The sequence below is a fragment of the Pseudomonas campi genome (assembly GCF_013200955.2).
Classification (GTDB): domain Bacteria; phylum Pseudomonadota; class Gammaproteobacteria; order Pseudomonadales; family Pseudomonadaceae; genus Aquipseudomonas; species Aquipseudomonas campi.
This window is the reverse complement of the sequence record NZ_CP053697.2, coordinates 4162455-4180658: the sequence shown is the minus strand read 5'-3', so window position 1 is coordinate 4180658 and position 18204 is coordinate 4162455. Positions and strand designations below refer to the sequence as shown.

The following is an 18204-nucleotide window of genomic DNA, read 5'->3' as shown; positions in this document are numbered from 1 at the left end:
TCCTCTCGGGTAGCGCATCCTGCGGTGGTCAGGCGGTTCGATAGGGCACAATGCGATAAAGAGCTGCTCCGCCACACTGCCTGAGGCTTTGCCGGAGATAGCTGCATTATGCGGAGAGCTTGGGCGCCGTCAATTGTTCTGCTGCACAACTTCGGCCTGGTGGTTGCTCAAGGTGACCGAGCGGTCAAGCCGGGCAGCTCTGGCAGGCGCTGCGGGGCGTGAATGCGCACGCGTTTCTGCCGGTTCAGCTCGCCGCTTTCCAGGCTGACCTGGCTCTTGGCCACGCCGAAGGCCTTGCCGAGAAAGGCCAGCAGGTGAGCATTGGCCTTGCCTTCCACCGGTGGTGCGGTGAGGCGGATTTTCAACCGCTCACCATGCAGACCGGCGAATTCGTCCTTGCTGGCCTTGGGCTGCAGATGGCAGTCGAGCAGCAGGTCGTCGCCGTCCCAGCGGAACCAGCCCATTCAGATGAACGGGCTGAGGATGGCCGGCATGCCGCTCATGGCGGCGAGGTTGCCGATCACGAAGCGATCCAGCAGGTGCAGGGCCATGAAGGCGAAGATCGGCGAGATATCCAAGCCGCCCAGGTTCGGGATCAGCTTGCGGAACGGTGCCAGCAACGGCTCGCAGATCTGGTTGACCAGCTGCGCGCCGGGGTTGTAGCTGCCGGGGGCGACCCAGGAGAGGATCACGCTGATGATCATGGCGAAGAAGAAGATCTTCAGGAACAGCGAAGTCACTGCGATCACCGTCCACACCAGCAGCTGCAGACCATAGGCGAGCGGATTGGCTCCGGCGATGAGGATGATCACCACCATCAGCAGCAGTTGCACCAGCATCGCCAGCACCAGCGAAGCCAGATCCAGGCCGCCCAGGCCCGGGATGATCCGCCGCAGTGGCTTGAGCAGCGGCTGGGTGGCCTTGAGGGCGAACTGGCTGAGCGGGTTGTAGAAGTCGGCGCGCACCAGTTGCAGGATGAAGCGCAGCAGCACGATCAGCAGATACAGGCTGCCGAGGGTCTGGATGATATAGATGAGGGCTTCAGCGAATCCGGACATGGAAGTTCCTTATTGACCCAGTTGTTCGGCGAGTTCGGCGGAGCGTCTGGCGGCGGCGTCCAAGGCCTGCTGTACCAGGGCTTCGAAACCGCCGGCCTGGAAAGACTTGATCGCTGCCTCGGTGGTGCCGTTGGGCGAGGTGACGCGGCGGCGCAGTTCGGCGGCCTCCACATCGCTCTCGCTGGCCATGCGTGCGGCGCCGAGGGCGGTCTGCACGGTCAGCTGTGCAGCGATGGCGCGGGGCAGGCCGAGCTGTTCGCCGGCGGCAGTCATGGCTTCGATCAGCAGGAAGAAATAGGCCGGGCCGCTGCCGGAGACGGCGGTGACCGCGTCGATTTGCTGTTCCTCGTCGAGCCACAGGGCCAGACCGACGGCGCTGAGCAGTTGCTCTGCCAGCTGGCGCTGCGCGGTGGAGACCTCGGCGTTGGCGTACAGGCCGCTGACGCCCTGGCGCAGCAGCGCCGGTGTATTCGGCATGCAGCGCACAATCGGCCGCGGGCCTAGCCAGTTGGCCAGGCTGGCGCAACCGATGCCGGCGGCGATGGAAACGATCAGCTGGCCGTCGCTCAGGCTGGGCGCCAGAGCCTGGCACACGCCCTTGAGCACCTGCGGTTTGGTCGCCAGGACCACCACGTTGGCTCCGGCGATGGCGTCGTCATTGCTTTCGAACAGCTCGATGCCGTACTCGGCTGCGACCTTCGCCCGCTGCTCGGCGCCCGGGTCGCTGGCGCGGATATGGCTGGCCGGGGTGCCCTGGGCGAGCAGGCCGCCGATCAGGCTGGCGGCCATGTTGCCGGCACCGATAAAGGCGATACGTGGGTGATTCATTTAGCGGGTTTCCTTCACATCAATTCTGCGTTTGGCCGTAGTCGCGGGCACCAAACAGGGCGGTACCGATACGTACCCAGGTGGCACCTTCGGCGATGGCAGCTTCCAGGTCGTGACTCATGCCCATGGACAGGCTGTCGAGGCCCAGGTTCAGGTTGTCGCGCAGCTCGCGAAGGCGGGCAAAGGCGCGATGTTGTTCGTGAGCATCATCGGTCGGTTCGGGGATTGTCATCAATCCACGCAATCTCAGTTGCGGCAGTTGTGTAACCGCCTGTGCCAGTGCCGGCAGTTCGTCGGCTGTGCAACCGGATTTGCTGGCCTCGCCGCTGACATTCACCTGCAGGCAGATATTCAGCGGTGGCAGGTGCGCAGGGCGCTGCTCGGACAAGCGCTGGGCAATCTTCAGGCGGTCCACCGAATGCACCCAATCGAAGTGCTCGGCGATCTGCTTGGTCTTGTTCGATTGAATGGGGCCGATGAAGTGCCAGATCAAGTCCAGATCGGCCAACTCCTGCTGCTTGCCCAGAGCTTCCTGCAGGTAGTTCTCGCCAAAATCACGGAGGCCTGCCACATGCGCCTCGCGAACGGCCTTCGCCGGCTTGGTCTTGCTGACCGCGAGCAGGCCGATAGCTGTCCAATCACGCTGCGAGGCTTGCGCCGCCTCACGGATACGCGCGCGAACCTTTGCAATATTCTCTGCTATCGTGGACATTACTCGCGCTCTATAGCCCGCCCATCATGGGTTTGCGGCATTCTACCTGCTTGCATGTGATTGGGGAGTCCCATGGATATTACCGAGCTGTTGGCCTTCAGTGCCAAACAAGGCGCGTCGGACCTGCACCTCTCGGCGGGACTGCCGCCGATGATTCGGGTCGACGGCGACGTACGGCGGATCAACCTGCCGGCACTGGACCACAAACAGGTCCATGCGCTGATCTACGACATCATGAACGACAAGCAGCGCAAGGATTTCGAGGAATTCCTCGAGACCGACTTTTCCTTCGAAGTGCCGGGTGTGGCGCGTTTCCGGGTCAACGCCTTCAACCAGAATCGTGGCGCCGGTGCGGTATTCCGGACCATTCCGTCGAAAGTGCTGACCATGGAAGACCTCGGCATGGGCGAGGTGTTCAAGAAGATCACCGATGTCCCGCGCGGCCTGGTGCTGGTCACCGGGCCGACCGGTTCGGGCAAGTCGACCACCCTGGCGGCGATGATCGACCACCTGAACAGCAACAAGTACCACCACATCCTGACCATCGAAGACCCGATCGAATTCGTGCACGAGTCGAAGAAGTGCCTGGTCAACCAGCGTGAAGTGCACCGCGACACCCACGGCTTCTCCGAAGCCCTGCGCTCGGCCCTGCGTGAAGACCCGGACATCATTCTGGTCGGCGAAATGCGCGACCTGGAGACCATCCGCCTGGCACTGACTGCCGCGGAAACCGGCCACCTGGTATTCGGTACCCTGCACACCACCTCGGCGGCCAAGACCATCGACCGGGTGGTCGACGTGTTTCCCGCCGAGGAGAAGTCCATGGTTCGCTCCATGCTCTCGGAATCGCTGCAGTCGGTGATCTCGCAAACCCTGCTGAAGAAGATCGGCGGCGGTCGCGTGGCGGCCCACGAGATCATGATCGGTACCCCGGCGATCCGTAACCTGATCCGCGAGGACAAGGTGGCGCAGATGTATTCGTCGATCCAGACCGGTGGTTCGCTGGGCATGCAGACCCTCGACATGTGCCTCAAGGGGCTGGTGGCCAAGGGTCTGATCAGCCGCGAGGCGGCTCGCGAAAAAGCCAAGGCACCGGAAAACTTCTAAGCTTCTGGATCATCGGCAACAGGCTGCTGTCGGTCCTCCGGCAGCAGCGCACAGGACACACGGGCGAGAAAGATGGAATTCGAAAAGCTGCTGCGCTTGATGGTGGAAAAAGGTGGTTCCGACCTGTTCATTACCGCCGGTGTACCGCCGTCGATGAAGGTCAACGGCAAGATCATGCCGGTGACCAAGAACCCCATGTCGCCGGAACAAACGCGGGAAACCGTGCACTCGGTGATGAACGAGCAGCAGCGCCGCGACTTCGCCGAGAACCACGAGTGCAACTTTGCCATCAGCGCCCGCGGCGTGGGTCGCTTCCGCGTCAGCGCCTTCTACCAGCGCAACCTGGCAGGCATGGTGCTGCGCCGTATCGAGACCAACATCCCGACCCTGGACGACCTCAAGTTACCGGAGATTTTGAAGAAGCTGGCGCTGACCAAGCGCGGCCTGGTGCTGTTCGTCGGTGCCACCGGTACCGGTAAGTCCACCTCGCTGGCGGCGATGATCGGCTACCGCAACAAGAACAGCAGCGGCCACATCATCTCCATCGAAGACCCGATCGAATACATCCACCAGCACCAGAGCTGCATCGTCACCCAGCGCGAAGTGGGCATCGATACCGAATCCTTCGAGGTGGCGCTGAAGAACACCCTGCGCCAGGCGCCGGACGTGATCCTGATCGGCGAGGTGCGTACCCGCGAGACCATGGACCACGCCGTGGCCTTCGCCGAAACCGGTCACCTGTGCCTGGCCACCCTGCACGCCAACAACGCCAACCAGGCGCTGGACCGGATCATCAACTTCTTCCCGGCTGACCGGCAGAATCAGGTGTGGATGGACCTGTCGCTTAACCTCAAGGCCATTGTCGCCCAGCAACTGGTGCCAACCCCGGACGGCAAGGGCCGCCGCGCGGTGATCGAGGTACTAATCAACACCCCGCTGGCCGCCGACTTGATCCGCAAGGGCGAGGTGCATGAGCTCAAGGCGCTGATGAAGCGCTCCACCGAGCTGGGCATGCAGACCTTCGACCAGGCCCTGTACAACCTCTACACCCAGGGCGAGATCACCTACGAAGATGCGCTGCTCTACGCTGACTCGGCGAACGATCTGCGCCTGATGATCAAGCTCGGTTCGGAAACCGACGGCGACCACCTGACCAGCATGAGCCAGGGCCTGAGCCTGGAAGTCAGCGAGGAAGACCCGGGCCGACGCTTCCGCTAGGCGTCTGCTCGCTATCGTTGCGGTAGCGAATGATTTTCCCGGATCTCTGTGCGACAGCCTGGGCCTGGCCGTCGCGCTGGGCTCCGGCTCGCGCCTGACTCATCAGCTGCGGAATCAGCGGCCCTTCCGGCAGGTTTTTCCAGAAGCGTACCGGCATGTTGTTTTCCAGTACGCTGCGATTCAGCCGCGCCGGGTTGAAGGTACTGCCGTAGTAGGCCAGCCATAGCTGCTGGCCTTCATCCCCCGGCGCCTGCGCCAGCTGCTGCCACTCCTGTGGGCAGTGCTGCTGGTGCTGCAAGCGCTGGCCATCCCAGTACACCCCGTCTTGTGGCGTAGCGATCAGCCAACTGTGCTGGCCCATGCGCTCGGCAAAGTGCCCGCTGGCGCTGTGCAGAATGTCATGGGCTGGTTCGTGCCAGGCGACGAAGTCCGGCCCGTTCTCGACGTGGCAGGGCTGAAAGCGCAGAAAGGCATGCAGGTGATGGGCTTCGCGGCGCACGGCCTTGAGCCGTTTGTGCAGCTCGCTGCCGTCGGCATCCCCCGCCAGCATGGCGCTGCGGTCGCCGTGGCTGACCCGCCAGAGCACCCGGTAGAGCAGACTCCAGCGGTCTGCACAGCGATAGCGTGCGGCACTTTCGAGCAGGTTGAGCAGCTGGCGTGGCACCCGGATGGCGGTGGTCGCCAGGTGCGGCGTTGCGCAAGGCGTTCCGGCCGCGAACAGGTCGGTATCGCCGTCGTGGCTGTACCAGGTGACTTGGTCGGCAGTCACACCCTGTTGCAACAGCTCGCGTGCGGCCTGGCGCCAGCCGGCGAAGCTGCCATCGAAGCGCGCGCTGACCATCACCAGAGCACCATCTGTGCCGGTGTTTCGCTCAACTGCTGGCGCAGTACCTGCGACTCGTTGCCGGCCTGCAGGGGCCGATAGTCCTGGGTGACGATAAAGGGTTTGGCTTTTTCCAGAGCACAGCGCAGGCGGCTGACGTCCTCGAAGCGGATGCGCTTGTGTCGGCGCAGCGCCACCAGACGTTTGGCGCTGAGGACGCCGATGCCGGGGACACGGGCGATCAGGCTGGGTTCGGCGCGGTTCAGATCGACCGGGAAGTGCTCGCGGTTGGCCAGCGCCCAGGCCAGTTTGGGGTCGATATCCAGGGCCAGGTTGCCGGGGCCGCTGAGCAGTTCGCCGGCCTGGAAGCCATAGCCACGCAGGAGGAAGTCGGCCTGATACAGGCGATGCTCGCGCAGCAGCGGCGGCGCCTCGAAGGGCACGGTCTTGGGGCTGTGTGGGATCGGACTGAATGCAGAGTAGTAGACCCGGCGCAGGCGGTAGGCGCCATACAGCGACTGGGCGGTGTGCAGGATGGTGCTGTCGTCGGTGTCGTCGGCGCCGACAATCATCTGCGTGCTCTGACCGGCGGGGGCGAAGCGTGGTGCGCCCTTTTCCGCGCGGGCCTCGCTCTCGCCCTGGTGGATTGAGTGCATGGCCTGCTTGATGGTGCCCACCTGCTTTTCAGGCGCCAGGCGGATCAGGCTGCTCTCGGTGGGCAGTTCGATGTTGACGCTGAGGCGATCGGCGTAGCGCCCGGCTTCGGGGATCAGCAGCGGATCGGCATCGGGAATGGTCTTCAGGTGGATGTAGCCGCGGAACTGGTGTTCTTCACGCAGCAGTTTGGCGACGCGGATCAACTGCTCCATGGTGTAGTCGGCCGAGCGAATGATCCCCGAGCTGAGGAACAGGCCGCTGATGCAGTTGCGTCGGTAGAAGTCCAGGGTCAGGGTCACCACTTCCACGGGGGTGAAGCGCGCCCGTGGTACATCGCTGGAGCGGCGGTTGACGCAGTATTGGCAGTCGTACAGGCAGAAGTTGGTCAGCAGGATCTTCAGCAGCGCCACGCAGCGCCCGTCCGGGGTGAAGCTGTGGCAGATGCCCATGCCGTTGGTTGCGCCGAGTCCGCTCTTGCCCTTCGAGCTGCGCTTCGGCGCGCCACTGCTGGCGCAGGAGACGTCGTACTTGGCGGCATCGGCGAGAACGGTGAGCTTGTCGATCAACTGCATGACACAATCCATTTACTGTTCAAATATACAGTAGTTCGATTGCTCCTGATCCGGCAAGGCAGAAGTTGTAACGCAATGGATTTCTCTTGGCAGGGAAACCTTGGGTAGAGTGTGGCGTCAGACAGAGGCACATTGCGCAGGAGGCAGACATGCAACGACAGGACACCCACAGCAAGCTGATCGGTTATCTATTGTGGATCTTCGGTTTTCTGGGCGCGCACCGCTTCTACTACGGCAAGCCGGTAACCGGAACCATCTGGTTCTTCACCCTGGGTCTGCTGTTCATCGGCTGGATCATCGACCTGTTCCTGATCCCAGCGATGGATCGCGAAGCCGATTTGCGCTTCACGGCGGGGGATACCGATTACAACGTAGCCTGGATCCTGCTGACTTTCCTCGGTGTGTTCGGTGTACACCGCATGTACCAGGGCAAGTGGATCACCGGGATCATCTATTTGTGCACCGGCGGCCTGTTCCTTATCGGGGTGCTCTACGATTTCTGGACCCTTAATACCCAGGTTTCAATTGAAAACGCCTCGCGCAGCTGACGTTGATGAAGCACAAACGAAAAGCCCGCCAATCGGCGGGTTTTTTCATGGGCGGATGGTTCAGCCCTGGTAGCTGATGCGTCCGTCGACCAGGGTGTAGCGCACCTTGCCCGGCAGGCAGTGACCGATGAACGGACTGTTGCCGCCCTTCGAGTACCAGGTCTCGCCGGCCAGGGTCTGCGCTTCGGCATCGAACAGCAGCAGGTCGGCGGGAGCGCCCACGGCCAGGCGGCCGGCGGGTAGGCGCAGAGCCTTGGCCGGGCCGGCGGTGAGGCGCGCGAGCAGGGTTGGCAGGTCGAGCAGGCCGTCCTGCACCAGAGTCAGGGCCAGCGGCAGGAGCAGTTCGACGCTGCTGATGCCGGGCTCAGTGGCACCGAATGGCGCCAGCTTGGCATCCGCTTCGTGGGGCTGGTGGTGGCTGGCGATGGCCGAGATCACCCCGGCCTTCAGCGCTTCGCGCAGGCCGTCGCGGTCACGCGCGGCGCGCAGCGGCGGTTGCACGTGGTAGAGGCTGGAGAAGCCCTGCAGCGCTTCGTCGGTGAGGATCAGCTGGTACATCGCCACATCGGCGGTGACCGGCAGGCCACGGGCCTGGGCGGCGGCGATCATCTCGGCGCCGCGGGCACTGGTGAGCTGGCTGAAGTGCGCGCGCACGCCGCTTTGCTCGACCAGCAGCAGGTCGCGGGCCAGGGCCACGGTCTCGGCGGTTTCCGGGATGCCGGCCAGGCCGAGGAAGCTGGCGGTGGGGCCCTCATGGGCCAGGCCTCCGTCGGCCAGGTCGGCGTCCTGGGCGTGGAACACCACGGTCAGGTCGAAGGTCGCCGCGTATTCCAGGGCGCGGCGCAGGGTGCGGTTGTTGGCCATCGGCGCCAGGCCGTTGCCGAAGGCCACGCAGCCGGCGTCGCGCAGGGCCACCAGCTCGGCCAACTGCTCACCGGCCAGGCCCTTGGTCAGGGCGCCGATCGGGAAGACCTTGGCGTGGCCGGCCTCCTGGGCGCGGTCAAGGATCAGTTCGGCCACCGCCGAGGTATCCAGCACCGGTTTGGTCAGTGGCGGGCAGCACAGGCTGGTGACGCCGCCGGCGGCGGCGGCCAGGGTTTCGCTGGCGATGTTGCCCTTGCGGCTGTAGCCGGGTTCGCGCAGGGCCACGGACAGGTCGACCAGGCCGGGGCTGGCGATCAGGCCGTTGGCATCGATTTCCTGCTCGGTGACGAAGCCGCTGGGCGCCTGGTGGATGGCGACGATCTTGCCGCCGTCGAGGTAGAGGTCGCTGACCTGGTCGAGGCCACTGGCCGGGTCAATCACGCGGGCGCCGAAGATACGGGTGCGCATCAGTTCTGCTCCTCGGCATTCAGTTGGCGCTGGGCGGTCTGGCCGCTCATGGCCATGGACAGCACGGCCATGCGGATGGCGATGCCGTAGGTCACCTGGTTGAGAATCACCGACTGCGGGCCGTCGGCCACCGCTGACTCGATTTCCACGCCGCGGTTGATCGGCCCCGGGTGCATCACCAGGGCATCCGGCTTGGCCAGCTTGAGGCGCTGCTCGGTGAGGCCGAACAGCTTGTAGAACTCGCCTTCGCTGGGCAGCAGGCCGCCCTGCATGCGCTCGCGCTGCAGGCGCAGCATGATCACCACGTCGACATCCTTGAGGCCGCTGGCGAGGTCGCTGTAGACCTTCACCCCGTATTGCTCGATGCCGACCGGCAGCAGGGTCTTCGGCCCGATCACGCGGATATCCGGGCAACCCAGGGTCTTCAGCGCGAGCATGTTGGAGCGCGCTACCCGTGAATGGAGGATGTCGCCGACGATCGCCACCGAGAGGTTTTCGAAACCGCCCTTGTGCCGACGGATGGTGAGCATGTCGAGCATGCCCTGGGTCGGGTGCGCGTGGCGGCCGTCGCCGCCGTTGATGATCGCCAGGTTGGGGCAGACGTGCTCGGCGATGAAGTGCGCGGCGCCGGAGTCGGCATGGCGCACGACGAAGATGTCGGCGGCCATGGCTTCCAGGTTGCGCAGGGTGTCGAACAGGGTCTCGCCCTTGCTGGTCGAGCTGGTCGACACGTTGAGGCTGATCACGTCGGCGGACAGGCGCTGGGCGGCCAGTTCGAAGGTGGTGCGGGTGCGTGTGGAGTTCTCGAAGAACACGTTGCACACGGTCTTGCCACGCAGCAGCGGGACTTTCTTCACCGCGCGGGCACCGACTTCGAGGAAGGAGTCGGCGGTGTCGAGGATTTCCGTCAGCAGCTCGCGGGGCAGGCCGTCGAGCGAGAGGAAGTGGCGCAGCTGGCCCTGGTCGTTGAGCTGCAGCGAGCGCTTGGCGTCGATAGGCATGGAGGATTCCTAGGCGGAAAGGCTTTGCAGCTCGAGGGCGAGCGGCGCGGGGCCGAGCAATTTTACCCGCTCGTTGGTCGCCAGGGCGAGCGTTGCGCCGAGCACATCGGCATGGATCGGCAGCTCGCGGGCGTTCAGGTCGAGCAGGCTGACCAGGGTCACACTGGCCGGGCGGCCGTAGTCGAACAGCTCGTTGAGCGCGGCGCGGATGGTGCGCCCGCTCATCAGCACGTCGTCGATCAGCACCAGGTGCTGGTCTTCGATATCGAACGGCAGCTGCGAGGGGCGCACCTGCGGGTGCAGGCCGCTGCGAGTGAAGTCGTCGCGGTAGAAGGACACGTCGAGGGTGCCGAGCGGTTGATCCAGGCCCAGCTGCGCCAGCAGGGCCTCGGCGACCCACACGCCGCCGGTGCGGATGCCGATGAAGTGGGCCTGTTCGATGCCGCGACTGGCCAGCAGTTGCTGCAGCTCGGTGGCCATGCGCGGCAACAGTTCGGCGGGGTTGGGCAGGGTCATGGACGATCCTCGTGCAAATGGAAGCTGTTGGCACAACATAGCCGAGCGCGCGGCGTTTACTGCGTCAAATGCGCTCGAAGGCGTTTAAATGCAGGGTGTCACGGGTGCTCGGCCAGCCAGCCTTCGAGCAATAGTGCCGCGGCCAGGGCGTCGACCGGGTTGTCCCGGTAGCTGCCGCCGCGCTGGCCCTGGGCCATGCGTTCGCCCTTGGCCTCGTAGGTGGTCAGGCGTTCGTCGTGGGTGTGTACCGGCAGGTTGAAACGGCCGTTGAGGCGGCGGGCGAATTTCTCCGCGCGTTCGCTCATCTCGCTTGGGCTGCCGTCCATGTTCAGTGGCAGGCCGACGACTATGGCGTCCGGCTGCCACTCCTTGATCAGCGCTTCGACCTTCTGCCAGTCCGGTACGCCGTTCTGGGCCTTGAGCACGCACAGCTCGCGGGCCTGGCCGGTGATCACCTGGCCGACGGCGACGCCGATCTGCTTGCTGCCGTAATCGAAGCCGAGCAACAGGCGCAGGGGCTTGTCCGGGGCGCTCATGCGTGGCCGGCCTGGGCGCTGAGCAGGCTCAGGTTGACCCCGAGGCGGGCGGCAGCGGCGGCCAGGCGCTGGTCGAACGGCAGGTCGAAGAGGATGTCGGCAGCGGCCGGGCAGGTCAGCCAGGCATTGTCGACCAGCTCGGCTTCCAGCTGGCCGGCTTCCCAGCCGGCGTAGCCGAGGGTGATCAGGTGCTGCTGCGGGCCGGTGCCATCGGCGATGGCGAACAGCACATCCTGCGAGGTCGACAGGGCCAGCTCACCCAGCTCGAGGGTGGCCTGGAAGGTTTGCCCGCTCGGGTGCAGGACAAAGCCGCGGTCGGTTTGCACCGGGCCGCCGGCGAAGATCGGCAGGCTCTGGCAACGCAGCGGCGGCTCTTCGTCCGGGCGCAGCTGTTCGAGTACGTCGGCCAGGCTGAGGTCATTCGGCCGGTTGATCACCAGGCCCATGGCGCCTTGTTCGTTGTGTTCGACCAGGTAGGTGACGGTCTGCGCGAACTGCGGATCGGCCATGTGCGGCATGGCGATCAGGAAGTGGTGCTTGAGATAGCTGGGCGCGGAATTCTTCATGGGCCTAGTTTCAAGCTTCGCGCCGCTGGCTTCAAGTCTGGCGCCGTTGCATGCCGGTTCTCAGTTGCTCGACAGGCGGTCACCGCGCTCGAAGCGCCAGGTGCGGATGATCTCCAGGCGGTCGAACTCGGCCATATCGCCGGTGAACGGTGCGTAGGGCGCAGCCAGGCGCACGATGCGCAGGGCGGCCTGATCCAGCAGGGGCTGACCGGAGGGCTCGAGTACCTGCACTTCATACAGAGTGCCGTCGCGGTTGATCGACACCAGCAGGCGCAGGCTACCGTAGATGCGCTGGCGACGGGCCTCTTCCGGATAGTTGAGGTTGCCGACCCGTTCGACCTTCTTGCGCCACTCGTCCTTGTACCAGGCACCCTTGTCGCGCATGGTCGAGGCGGCATTCAGGCGATGGATCTTCGGGCGCTTGGCGTATTGCTGGATGTCCTGGGCCAATTCGGCTTCCAGGCTGGCGATCTCGGCGGACAGCTGCGAGCTGTCGAACACCGGCGCCGGGCGGGCGTCAGGCTCGGGCTGGGTGCGCTCGGTCTTGCTCGGGGTCTTCTGTTGCTGCGGGCTGCGGGTGGCGATGGCGGCCTTGGGTGCGGCTTCCTGGCGCTGCGCCTGTGGCGGTGCGCTGGGTGGGGTAATGCGCTTGACCTGGGTGTCCTGGAAGACTGCCTGTTCGGTGGTCTTCGGTGCGGCCTTGTGCTCCAGGGTGCCGCTGCCCTGCTGGTTGTTCTGCGCCAGGTAATCCGCGTCCTTGGGCTTCTCTTCGCTCTTGAAGGTGGAGAGGGTGATTTCCAGGCTCTTGCTCAGCGTGCCGGGTTTGGCCAGGGTGAAGCTGACGCCGAGGATCACGGCCAGGTGCAGGATGGTCGCGATGAGCAGAGTAAAGCCCAGGCGATCCGCGGGGCGGACGCCGGTGCTGGGCAATTGGGGTGGGAGCGTGGCAGCGTTCATCGACTTTCGGCGGGCAGCGGGTTGCCGCGCAGTCTGCCGACTTCGCGCTTCACGCTGCAAGTCTTGCGTCCAAAGCTGTTAGCTGGATCAAGCTTGTGGCTTGAGCTTGGCAGCTTGCAGTTTGTTTTCGATGGCCTCCATCAGGCGCTCGCCGATGCGGGTATCGAAGGCCTTGTCGATCTCGCGGATGCAGGTCGGGCTGGTCACGTTGATCTCGGTGAGGTGTTCGCCGATCACGTCCAGGCCGACGAACAGCAGGCCCTTCTCGCGCAGCACCGGGCCCACCTGGGCGGCGATCCAGCGGTCGCGTTCGGTCAGTGGGCGGGCTTCGCCGGTGCCGCCGGCGGCCAGGTTGCCACGGGTCTCGCCCTGCGCCGGGATACGCGCCAGGCAATAGGGGATCGGCTCGCCGTCGATCATCAGGATGCGCTTGTCGCCGTCTTTGATGCCGGGCAGGTAACCCTGCGCCATGCACTGCTGGGAGCCATGGGCGGTGAGGGTTTCCAGGATCACCGAAAGGTTGGGGTCGCCGGCGCGGTGGCGAAAGATCGAGGCGCCGCCCATGCCATCCAGGGGTTTGAGAATGATGTCACGCTGCGTTTCGGCAAACTCGCGCAGAATGTCCGACCTGCGGCTGACCAGGGTCGGTGGCATGCAGTGGGGGAACTGGGTGGCGAACAGCTTCTCGTTGCAGTCACGCAGGCTCTGCGGACGGTTGACGATCAGCACGCCGGCGCGTTCGGCCTGTTCCAGCAAGTAGGTGGAGTAGACGAACTCGTTGTCGAAGGGTGGGTCCTTGCGCATCAGGATCACGTCCAGCTCGCGCAACGGGCTATCCTGTTCGGTATCCAGCTCGAACCATTTTTGTGGATTGTCAAAGACGCGCAGCGGTGACATCCGGCCGCGGGCTTCGCCAGCGTTCTGATAGAGATCTTTCTGCTCCATATAGAACAGCGACCAGCCGCGGGCCTGGGCGGCCAGAAGCATGGCCAGCGAGCTGTCCTTCTTGAAGCTGATCTGGTCGATAGGATCCATGACGATCCCCAGGCGCACGCTCATCGGGGCAAACCTCCGCAAATTAATCTGGCAAATAGGCCAGGGCGGCCATACTGAGATGCGCAAGGGTGGCGCTGGTGGCCCTGCCGGTCAAGGGAAACCCCGTAAAGACGGGGCTTATAGATTGCATCTGGAGAGTGTGCTAAAAAGGCCCGACGATTGGGTCGCAGCCCGTCGGTGGCAGGGCCTCAGGCACACTGTATAACGTAAGAATAATGACTCACCGAGGCGATGGTAGGGCAGACATGGAACAGCATTCCGAGGGTTTGAAGGTCATGGTGATCGACGATTCGAAGACGATTCGTCGCACCGCTGAAACTCTACTGAAAAAAGTCGGATGCGAAGTCATCACGGCTGTTGATGGCTTTGATGCGCTGGCCAAGATCGCTGATACTCACCCGAGCATCATTTTCGTCGACATCATGATGCCGCGGCTCGATGGCTATCAGACCTGCGCCCTGATCAAGAACAACAGTGCTTTCAAATCCACCCCGGTGATCATGCTGTCCTCCAAGGACGGTCTGTTCGACAAGGCCAAGGGCCGAATCGTTGGCTCCGACCAGTACCTGACCAAGCCCTTCAGCAAGGAAGAGCTGCTCGGTGCCATCAAGACGCATGTCCCCGACTTCGTTCCGGTGGAGCAAGCCTCCTGATTTCCGGCCACAAGCCGGTGAAGCCTATTCCGTATGGGGAACTCCATGGCTCGTATTTTGATTGTTGATGACTCTCCGACTGAAATGTACAAACTGACGGCCATGCTGGAAAAGCATGGTCATCAGGTGCTCAAAGCGGAAAACGGTGCCGATGGCGTTGCCTTGGCCCGTCAGGAAAAACCCGATGCCGTGCTGATGGACATCGTCATGCCGGGGCTTAATGGCTTCCAGGCCACCCGTCAGCTGACCAAGGATGCGGATACCAGCCACATCCCGGTGATCATCGTCACCACCAAGGATCAGGAGACCGACAAGGTCTGGGGCAAGCGCCAGGGTGCGCGTGACTACCTGACCAAGCCGGTGGACGAAGACACGCTGATGAAAACTTTGAATGCGGTACTGGCCGGCTGAGACCGTGACAGTGCGTAGAGCCCAATAACAAGAAAAGGCCAAGGCCGGCATGTCGGACGCTCAATCCCCCTTTCAGCTCCTCGTGCAAATCGATCAGCGCTGTCGGTTGCTGGCGGCTGGCTTGCCGTCCCAGCAGCAGGCGGTACAGACCTGGAGCGGCATTGGTTTTCGCATGGGCGAGCGCTACTTCGTGGCGCCCATGGGAGAAATCGGTGAAGTCCTGCATGAGCCGCGGCACACCTTGTTGCCGGGCGTGAAAAATTGGGTCAAAGGTGTTGCCAACGTGCGTGGCCGGTTGTTGCCGGTCATGGATCTGTGCGGCTTCTTTGGTTCCGAGCTGTCGCCGCTGCGCAAGCAGCGGCGCGTCTTGGTGGTGGACCACCAGGAAGTGTTCGCCGGGCTGACGGTCGACGAAGTGTTCGGCATGCAGCACTTTCCGGTGGATACCTTCTCCGAGCAGTTGCCACCGCTCGAAGCGGTAATTCAGCCTTTTATCCACGGTGTCTTCCAGCGCGAACAGCCCTGGCTGGTGTTTAGCCCGCATGCGCTGGCTCAGCATCACGACTTCCTCGCCGTGGCGATCTAAAGTTTTTCGGTTGGGTCGGCATTTGCCGGCCTTTTGGCGTTACATGGGAACCGTAGTGCGGTCGGTCCAGGCGGGGGCCAGATAATGAAAAAAATCAATGCAGGCAATCTTTTGGCAGGTGTGCGCAGTAACACGCTGATCGCCGGACTGTTCATCGTCCTGATCATTTCCATCGTGTTGTTGTTCGCCAACTTCGCCTACCTCAACACCCAGTCGAACTACGACAAGGAATACATCAGCCACGCCGGTGAGCTGCGTGTTCTGTCCCAGCGTATTGCGAAGAACGCCACCGAAGCGGCAACCGGCAAGGCCGAAGCCTTTCCGCTGCTGAAAGAGGCACGCAACGGCTTCCAGGAGCGCTGGGGTTTCCTCACCGAGGGTAACGAAGCGACTGGCCTGCCTCCTGCTCCGGCCTCGATGCAGGCGGACATGGACGCGGTGCAGAAAGACTGGGACAGCCTGCGCAAAAACGCCGACGCCATTCTGGCCAGCGAACAGACCGTACTCTCGCTGCACCAGGTAGCCGCGACCCTGGCGGAAACCATTCCGCAGCTGCAGGTCGAGTACGAAGAAGTCGTCGACATCCTGCTGCAGAGCGGTGCACCGGCAGCCCAGGTATCCGTGGCCCAGCGTCAGTCGCTGCTGGCCGAACGTATCCTCGGTTCGGTGAACAAGGTGCTGGCCGGTGACGATGACTCGGTGCAGGCCGCCGACATGTTCGGCCGTGACGCCAGCCTGTTCGGTCGCGTACTCAAGGCGATGACCGAAGGCAACGCCGCTATGGAAATCTCCCAGGTTACCGACCCCGATGCTCTCGAGCGTCTGGCCGAGATTTCCGAGCTGTTCCAGTTCGTCTCCGGCTCGGTGGACGAAATTCTGGAAACGTCGCCGGAACTGTTCCAGGTCCGCGAATCCGCCAGCACCATCTTCAGCGAGTCGCAGACCCTGCTGGACAAAGCCTCCGGTCTGACCGGCGGGCTCGAGAACCTGGCCAGCGGGCGCTACTTCAACACCCTGGCCGGTTATGTGCTGGGCGCTCTGGCATTGGCTTCGATCATCCTGATCGGCCTGGTGATGGTGCGTGAAACCAACCGCCGCCTGGCCTCGACCGCCGAGAAGAACGAACGTAACCAGTCCGCGATTCTGCGTCTGCTCGACGAAATCGCCGACCTCGCCGACGGTGACCTGACGGTAGCGGCGACGGTAACCGAGGACTTCACCGGTGCCATCGCTGACTCCATCAACTACTCGATCGACCAGCTGCGTGATCTGGTAGTGACGATCAACTCGACTGCTGTTCAGGTGGCCGCCGCCGCCCAGGAAACCCAGGCCACGGCAATGCACCTGGCCGAGGCTTCCGAACACCAGGCCCAGGAGATCGCCGGTGCTTCCGCGGCCATCAACGAAATGGCCGTGTCGATTGACCAGGTATCGGCGAACGCCTCGGAATCCTCCGCGGTAGCGGAACGTTCCGTAGCCATCGCCAACAAGGGTAACGAGGTTGTACACAACACCATCACCGGCATGGATAACATCCGTGAGCAGATCCAGGACACCTCGAAGCGGATCAAACGCCTCGGTGAATCGTCCCAGGAGATTGGTGACATCGTTAGCCTGATTAACGACATTGCCGACCAGACCAACATCCTCGCCCTGAACGCCGCGATCCAGGCCTCCATGGCCGGTGACGCGGGTCGCGGCTTCGCCGTGGTAGCGGACGAAGTACAGCGCCTCGCAGAACGTTCCTCGGCGGCGACCAAGCAGATCGAGGCACTGGTTAAAACGATTCAGACCGACACCAACGAAGCCGTTATCTCCATGGAGCAAACGACTTCCGAAGTGGTGCGCGGTGCCCGCCTGGCGCAGGACGCCGGTGTGGCCCTGGAAGAGATCGAGAAGGTATCCAAGACCCTCGCGGCCTTGATCCAGAACATCTCCAACGCCGCTCGTCAGCAGGCCTCTTCGGCTGGTCATATCTCCAACACCATGAACGTGATCCAGGAGATCACCTCGCAGACCTCCGCCGGTACCACTGCCACCGCCAAGAGCATTGGTAACCTGGCCAAGATGGCCAGCGAGATGCGCAAGTCGGTGTCCGGCTTCACCCTGCCGGACGGTCAGGTCTGATCAACGGAGGCGCGGCGGCCTGAGAAGGCCGCCGCCCAGGGTTCCCGGCCATGAGCGAGGGGCACGGCATGCAGCCAAGCGGCGTCTGGGCCTTGAAACCCCTGGCCGATATGTCACAGGCGGAGTTTCGTGACTGGCAGGCCCTGCTCGAAGAGCGCACGGGCGTGGTGATCAACGAACAGCGGCGGGCATTTCTGCAGACCAACCTGAGCGCACGCATGCGTGAGCTGGAGGTTGCCGACTACGCCAGTTACTTTCGCATGGTCACCGATGGCCCGCGTGGTGCCGTGGAGTGGTCGACCCTGCTGGATCGTCTGACCGTGCAGGAGACGCGCTTCTTCCGTCACCGGCCCTCCTTCGACGTACTCGACAGTTATTTGCGCGGTCGTTTGGCCACTGATCAACAGCAACAGCCCTGGGCACTCTGGAGCGTGGGTTGCTCGAGCGGCGAAGAGCCTTACTCGATGGCCATCTGCGCGGCTGAGGTGCTGCGTGAGACCGAGAGTGCGCAGCAGTTCGGCGTGACCGGCACGGATATCAGCCTGAATGCGTTGAGCAAGGCTCGCGAAGCGCTCTACGGCGCGCGCAAGCTGGAACAAATGGATGCAGACCTCTGTGAGCGCTACTTCGCCACCGAGGTTGATGGACGCTTCAAGGTAGTGCCGGATCTGGCGGCACGTATCTGTTTCGCCAGATTGAATGTGCTGGAATTGGGCAAGGCGCCCCTGTCCGGCATGGACGTTATCTTCTGTCAGAACATGCTGATCTATTTCCGCCGCTGGCGGCGCCGCGAAATCCTCAACCGTCTGGCCGAACGCCTGGCGCCTGGGGGTTTGCTGGTCGTCGGGGTGGGGGAAGTGGTTGGTTGGCAGCATCCGGATCTGGTTCCGGTGGCCGACGAGCGTGTGCTGGCGTTTACCCGCAAGGGCTAAGAAAAGAA

At 63.4% G+C, this 18204-nt stretch carries 21 protein-coding genes; 8 read left to right on the top strand and 13 right to left on the bottom strand.

Translation table 11 applies throughout. The annotated features are described in order from the left end of the window. Positions 1–167: 167 nt before the first annotated feature. From HNE05_RS19245 to HNE05_RS19230, 4 genes are read right to left on the bottom strand one after another with little or no spacing between them, the layout of a single operon-like run. Positions 168–464 carry a DUF167 domain-containing protein gene (locus HNE05_RS19245; protein WP_173210366.1) on the bottom strand — a complete coding sequence of 99 codons (297 nt, stop codon included), beginning with the start codon at positions 462–464 and terminating at the stop codon, positions 168–170. Further along, positions 465–1058, bottom strand: a complete 594-nt coding sequence (locus HNE05_RS19240) for a YggT family protein (RefSeq protein WP_173210364.1) — start codon at positions 1056–1058, stop codon at positions 465–467. It lies immediately after the preceding gene. Positions 1059–1067: 9 nt separating this feature from the next. Next, entirely contained in the window at positions 1068–1886 is an 819-nt protein-coding gene (proC, locus tag HNE05_RS19235) for a pyrroline-5-carboxylate reductase (RefSeq protein ID WP_173210362.1), read from the bottom strand. A gap of 19 nt (positions 1887–1905) precedes the next feature. Next, a complete protein-coding gene (locus HNE05_RS19230) occupies positions 1906–2598 on the bottom strand; it encodes a YggS family pyridoxal phosphate-dependent enzyme (protein ID WP_173210360.1) in 693 nt (230 codons plus the stop codon). Between the two features lie 72 nt (positions 2599–2670). Between HNE05_RS19230 and pilT the strand changes: the two genes are divergently transcribed. Together pilT and HNE05_RS19220 are read left to right on the top strand one after the other, a co-directional pair. Continuing rightward, complete coding sequence (gene pilT / locus HNE05_RS19225; RefSeq protein WP_173210358.1) at positions 2671–3705, top strand: type IV pilus twitching motility protein PilT; 1035 nt, start codon at positions 2671–2673, stop codon at positions 3703–3705. Between the two features lie 72 nt (positions 3706–3777). Then, positions 3778–4923, top strand: a complete 1146-nt coding sequence (locus HNE05_RS19220; RefSeq protein WP_173210356.1) for a PilT/PilU family type 4a pilus ATPase — start codon at positions 3778–3780, stop codon at positions 4921–4923. On the opposite strand, the gene HNE05_RS19215 is transcribed toward HNE05_RS19220, so the two are convergent. Both HNE05_RS19215 and HNE05_RS19210 read right to left on the bottom strand, forming a co-directional pair. Beyond that, positions 4889–5764 (bottom strand): TIGR03915 family putative DNA repair protein, encoded by an 876-nt coding sequence (locus tag HNE05_RS19215; protein ID WP_173211738.1) that lies wholly within the window; start codon positions 5762–5764, stop codon positions 4889–4891. The genes HNE05_RS19220 and HNE05_RS19215 overlap by 35 nt on opposite strands. After that, complete coding sequence (locus tag HNE05_RS19210) at positions 5764–6975, bottom strand: putative DNA modification/repair radical SAM protein (RefSeq protein WP_173210354.1); 1212 nt, start codon at positions 6973–6975, stop codon at positions 5764–5766. The genes HNE05_RS19215 and HNE05_RS19210 overlap by 1 nt, the downstream gene beginning before the upstream one ends. 149 nt (positions 6976–7124) lie before the next feature. On the opposite strand from HNE05_RS19210, the gene HNE05_RS19205 reads away from it, so the two are divergent. Continuing rightward, positions 7125–7523, top strand: a complete 399-nt coding sequence (locus HNE05_RS19205) for an NINE protein (protein WP_173210352.1) — start codon at positions 7125–7127, stop codon at positions 7521–7523. A gap of 60 nt (positions 7524–7583) precedes the next feature. Here HNE05_RS19205 and HNE05_RS19200 read toward each other — a convergent pair whose 3' ends face one another. The 7 genes from HNE05_RS19200 to gshB form a co-directional block, all read right to left on the bottom strand. Continuing rightward, on the bottom strand, positions 7584–8855 hold the full coding sequence (locus HNE05_RS19200; RefSeq protein ID WP_173210350.1) for a dihydroorotase: 1272 nt from the start codon (positions 8853–8855) through the stop codon (positions 7584–7586). Next, complete coding sequence (locus HNE05_RS19195) at positions 8855–9856, bottom strand: aspartate carbamoyltransferase catalytic subunit (protein WP_160492279.1); 1002 nt, start codon at positions 9854–9856, stop codon at positions 8855–8857. The genes HNE05_RS19200 and HNE05_RS19195 overlap by 1 nt, the downstream gene beginning before the upstream one ends. A gap of 9 nt (positions 9857–9865) precedes the next feature. Continuing rightward, positions 9866–10372 (bottom strand): bifunctional pyr operon transcriptional regulator/uracil phosphoribosyltransferase PyrR, encoded by a 507-nt coding sequence (gene pyrR, locus HNE05_RS19190; protein WP_173210348.1) that lies wholly within the window; start codon positions 10370–10372, stop codon positions 9866–9868. A 98-nt stretch (positions 10373–10470) separates the two neighbouring features. Continuing rightward, positions 10471–10908: a Holliday junction resolvase RuvX gene (ruvX, locus tag HNE05_RS19185; RefSeq protein WP_173210346.1), complete on the bottom strand. Its 438-nt coding sequence runs from the start codon at positions 10906–10908 to the stop codon at positions 10471–10473. Continuing rightward, a complete protein-coding gene (locus HNE05_RS19180) occupies positions 10905–11474 on the bottom strand; it encodes a YqgE/AlgH family protein (RefSeq protein WP_173210344.1) in 570 nt (189 codons plus the stop codon). Before HNE05_RS19180 ends, ruvX begins: the two co-directional genes overlap by 4 nt. A gap of 60 nt (positions 11475–11534) precedes the next feature. Continuing rightward, positions 11535–12431, bottom strand: a complete 897-nt coding sequence (locus HNE05_RS19175; RefSeq protein ID WP_173210342.1) for an energy transducer TonB — start codon at positions 12429–12431, stop codon at positions 11535–11537. Between the two features lie 87 nt (positions 12432–12518). Continuing rightward, the gene (gshB, locus tag HNE05_RS19170) at positions 12519–13490 is read right to left on the bottom strand and encodes a glutathione synthase (protein WP_173210340.1); all 972 of its coding nucleotides are present in this window, start codon (positions 13488–13490) and stop codon (positions 12519–12521) included. A 242-nt stretch (positions 13491–13732) separates the two neighbouring features. Here gshB and pilG point away from each other — a divergent pair, with 242 nt between their 5' ends. The 5 genes from pilG to HNE05_RS19145 all read left to right on the top strand — a co-directional run bounded on the left by pilG (position 13733) and on the right by HNE05_RS19145 (position 18196). Continuing rightward, positions 13733–14140: a twitching motility response regulator PilG gene (gene pilG, locus HNE05_RS19165; protein WP_160077107.1), complete on the top strand. Its 408-nt coding sequence runs from the start codon at positions 13733–13735 to the stop codon at positions 14138–14140. A 45-nt stretch (positions 14141–14185) separates the two neighbouring features. Continuing rightward, positions 14186–14551 carry a twitching motility response regulator PilH gene (gene pilH, locus HNE05_RS19160; protein WP_068824882.1) on the top strand — a complete coding sequence of 122 codons (366 nt, stop codon included), beginning with the start codon at positions 14186–14188 and terminating at the stop codon, positions 14549–14551. Between the two features lie 49 nt (positions 14552–14600). Next, complete coding sequence (locus tag HNE05_RS19155; protein WP_173210338.1) at positions 14601–15137, top strand: chemotaxis protein CheW; 537 nt, start codon at positions 14601–14603, stop codon at positions 15135–15137. 84 nt (positions 15138–15221) lie between these two features. Beyond that, the gene (locus HNE05_RS19150) at positions 15222–17264 is read left to right on the top strand and encodes a methyl-accepting chemotaxis protein (protein ID WP_173210336.1); all 2043 of its coding nucleotides are present in this window, start codon (positions 15222–15224) and stop codon (positions 17262–17264) included. 68 nt (positions 17265–17332) lie between these two features. Further along, entirely contained in the window at positions 17333–18196 is an 864-nt protein-coding gene (locus HNE05_RS19145) for a CheR family methyltransferase (RefSeq protein ID WP_173211737.1), read from the top strand. Positions 18197–18204: the final 8 nt, after the last annotated feature.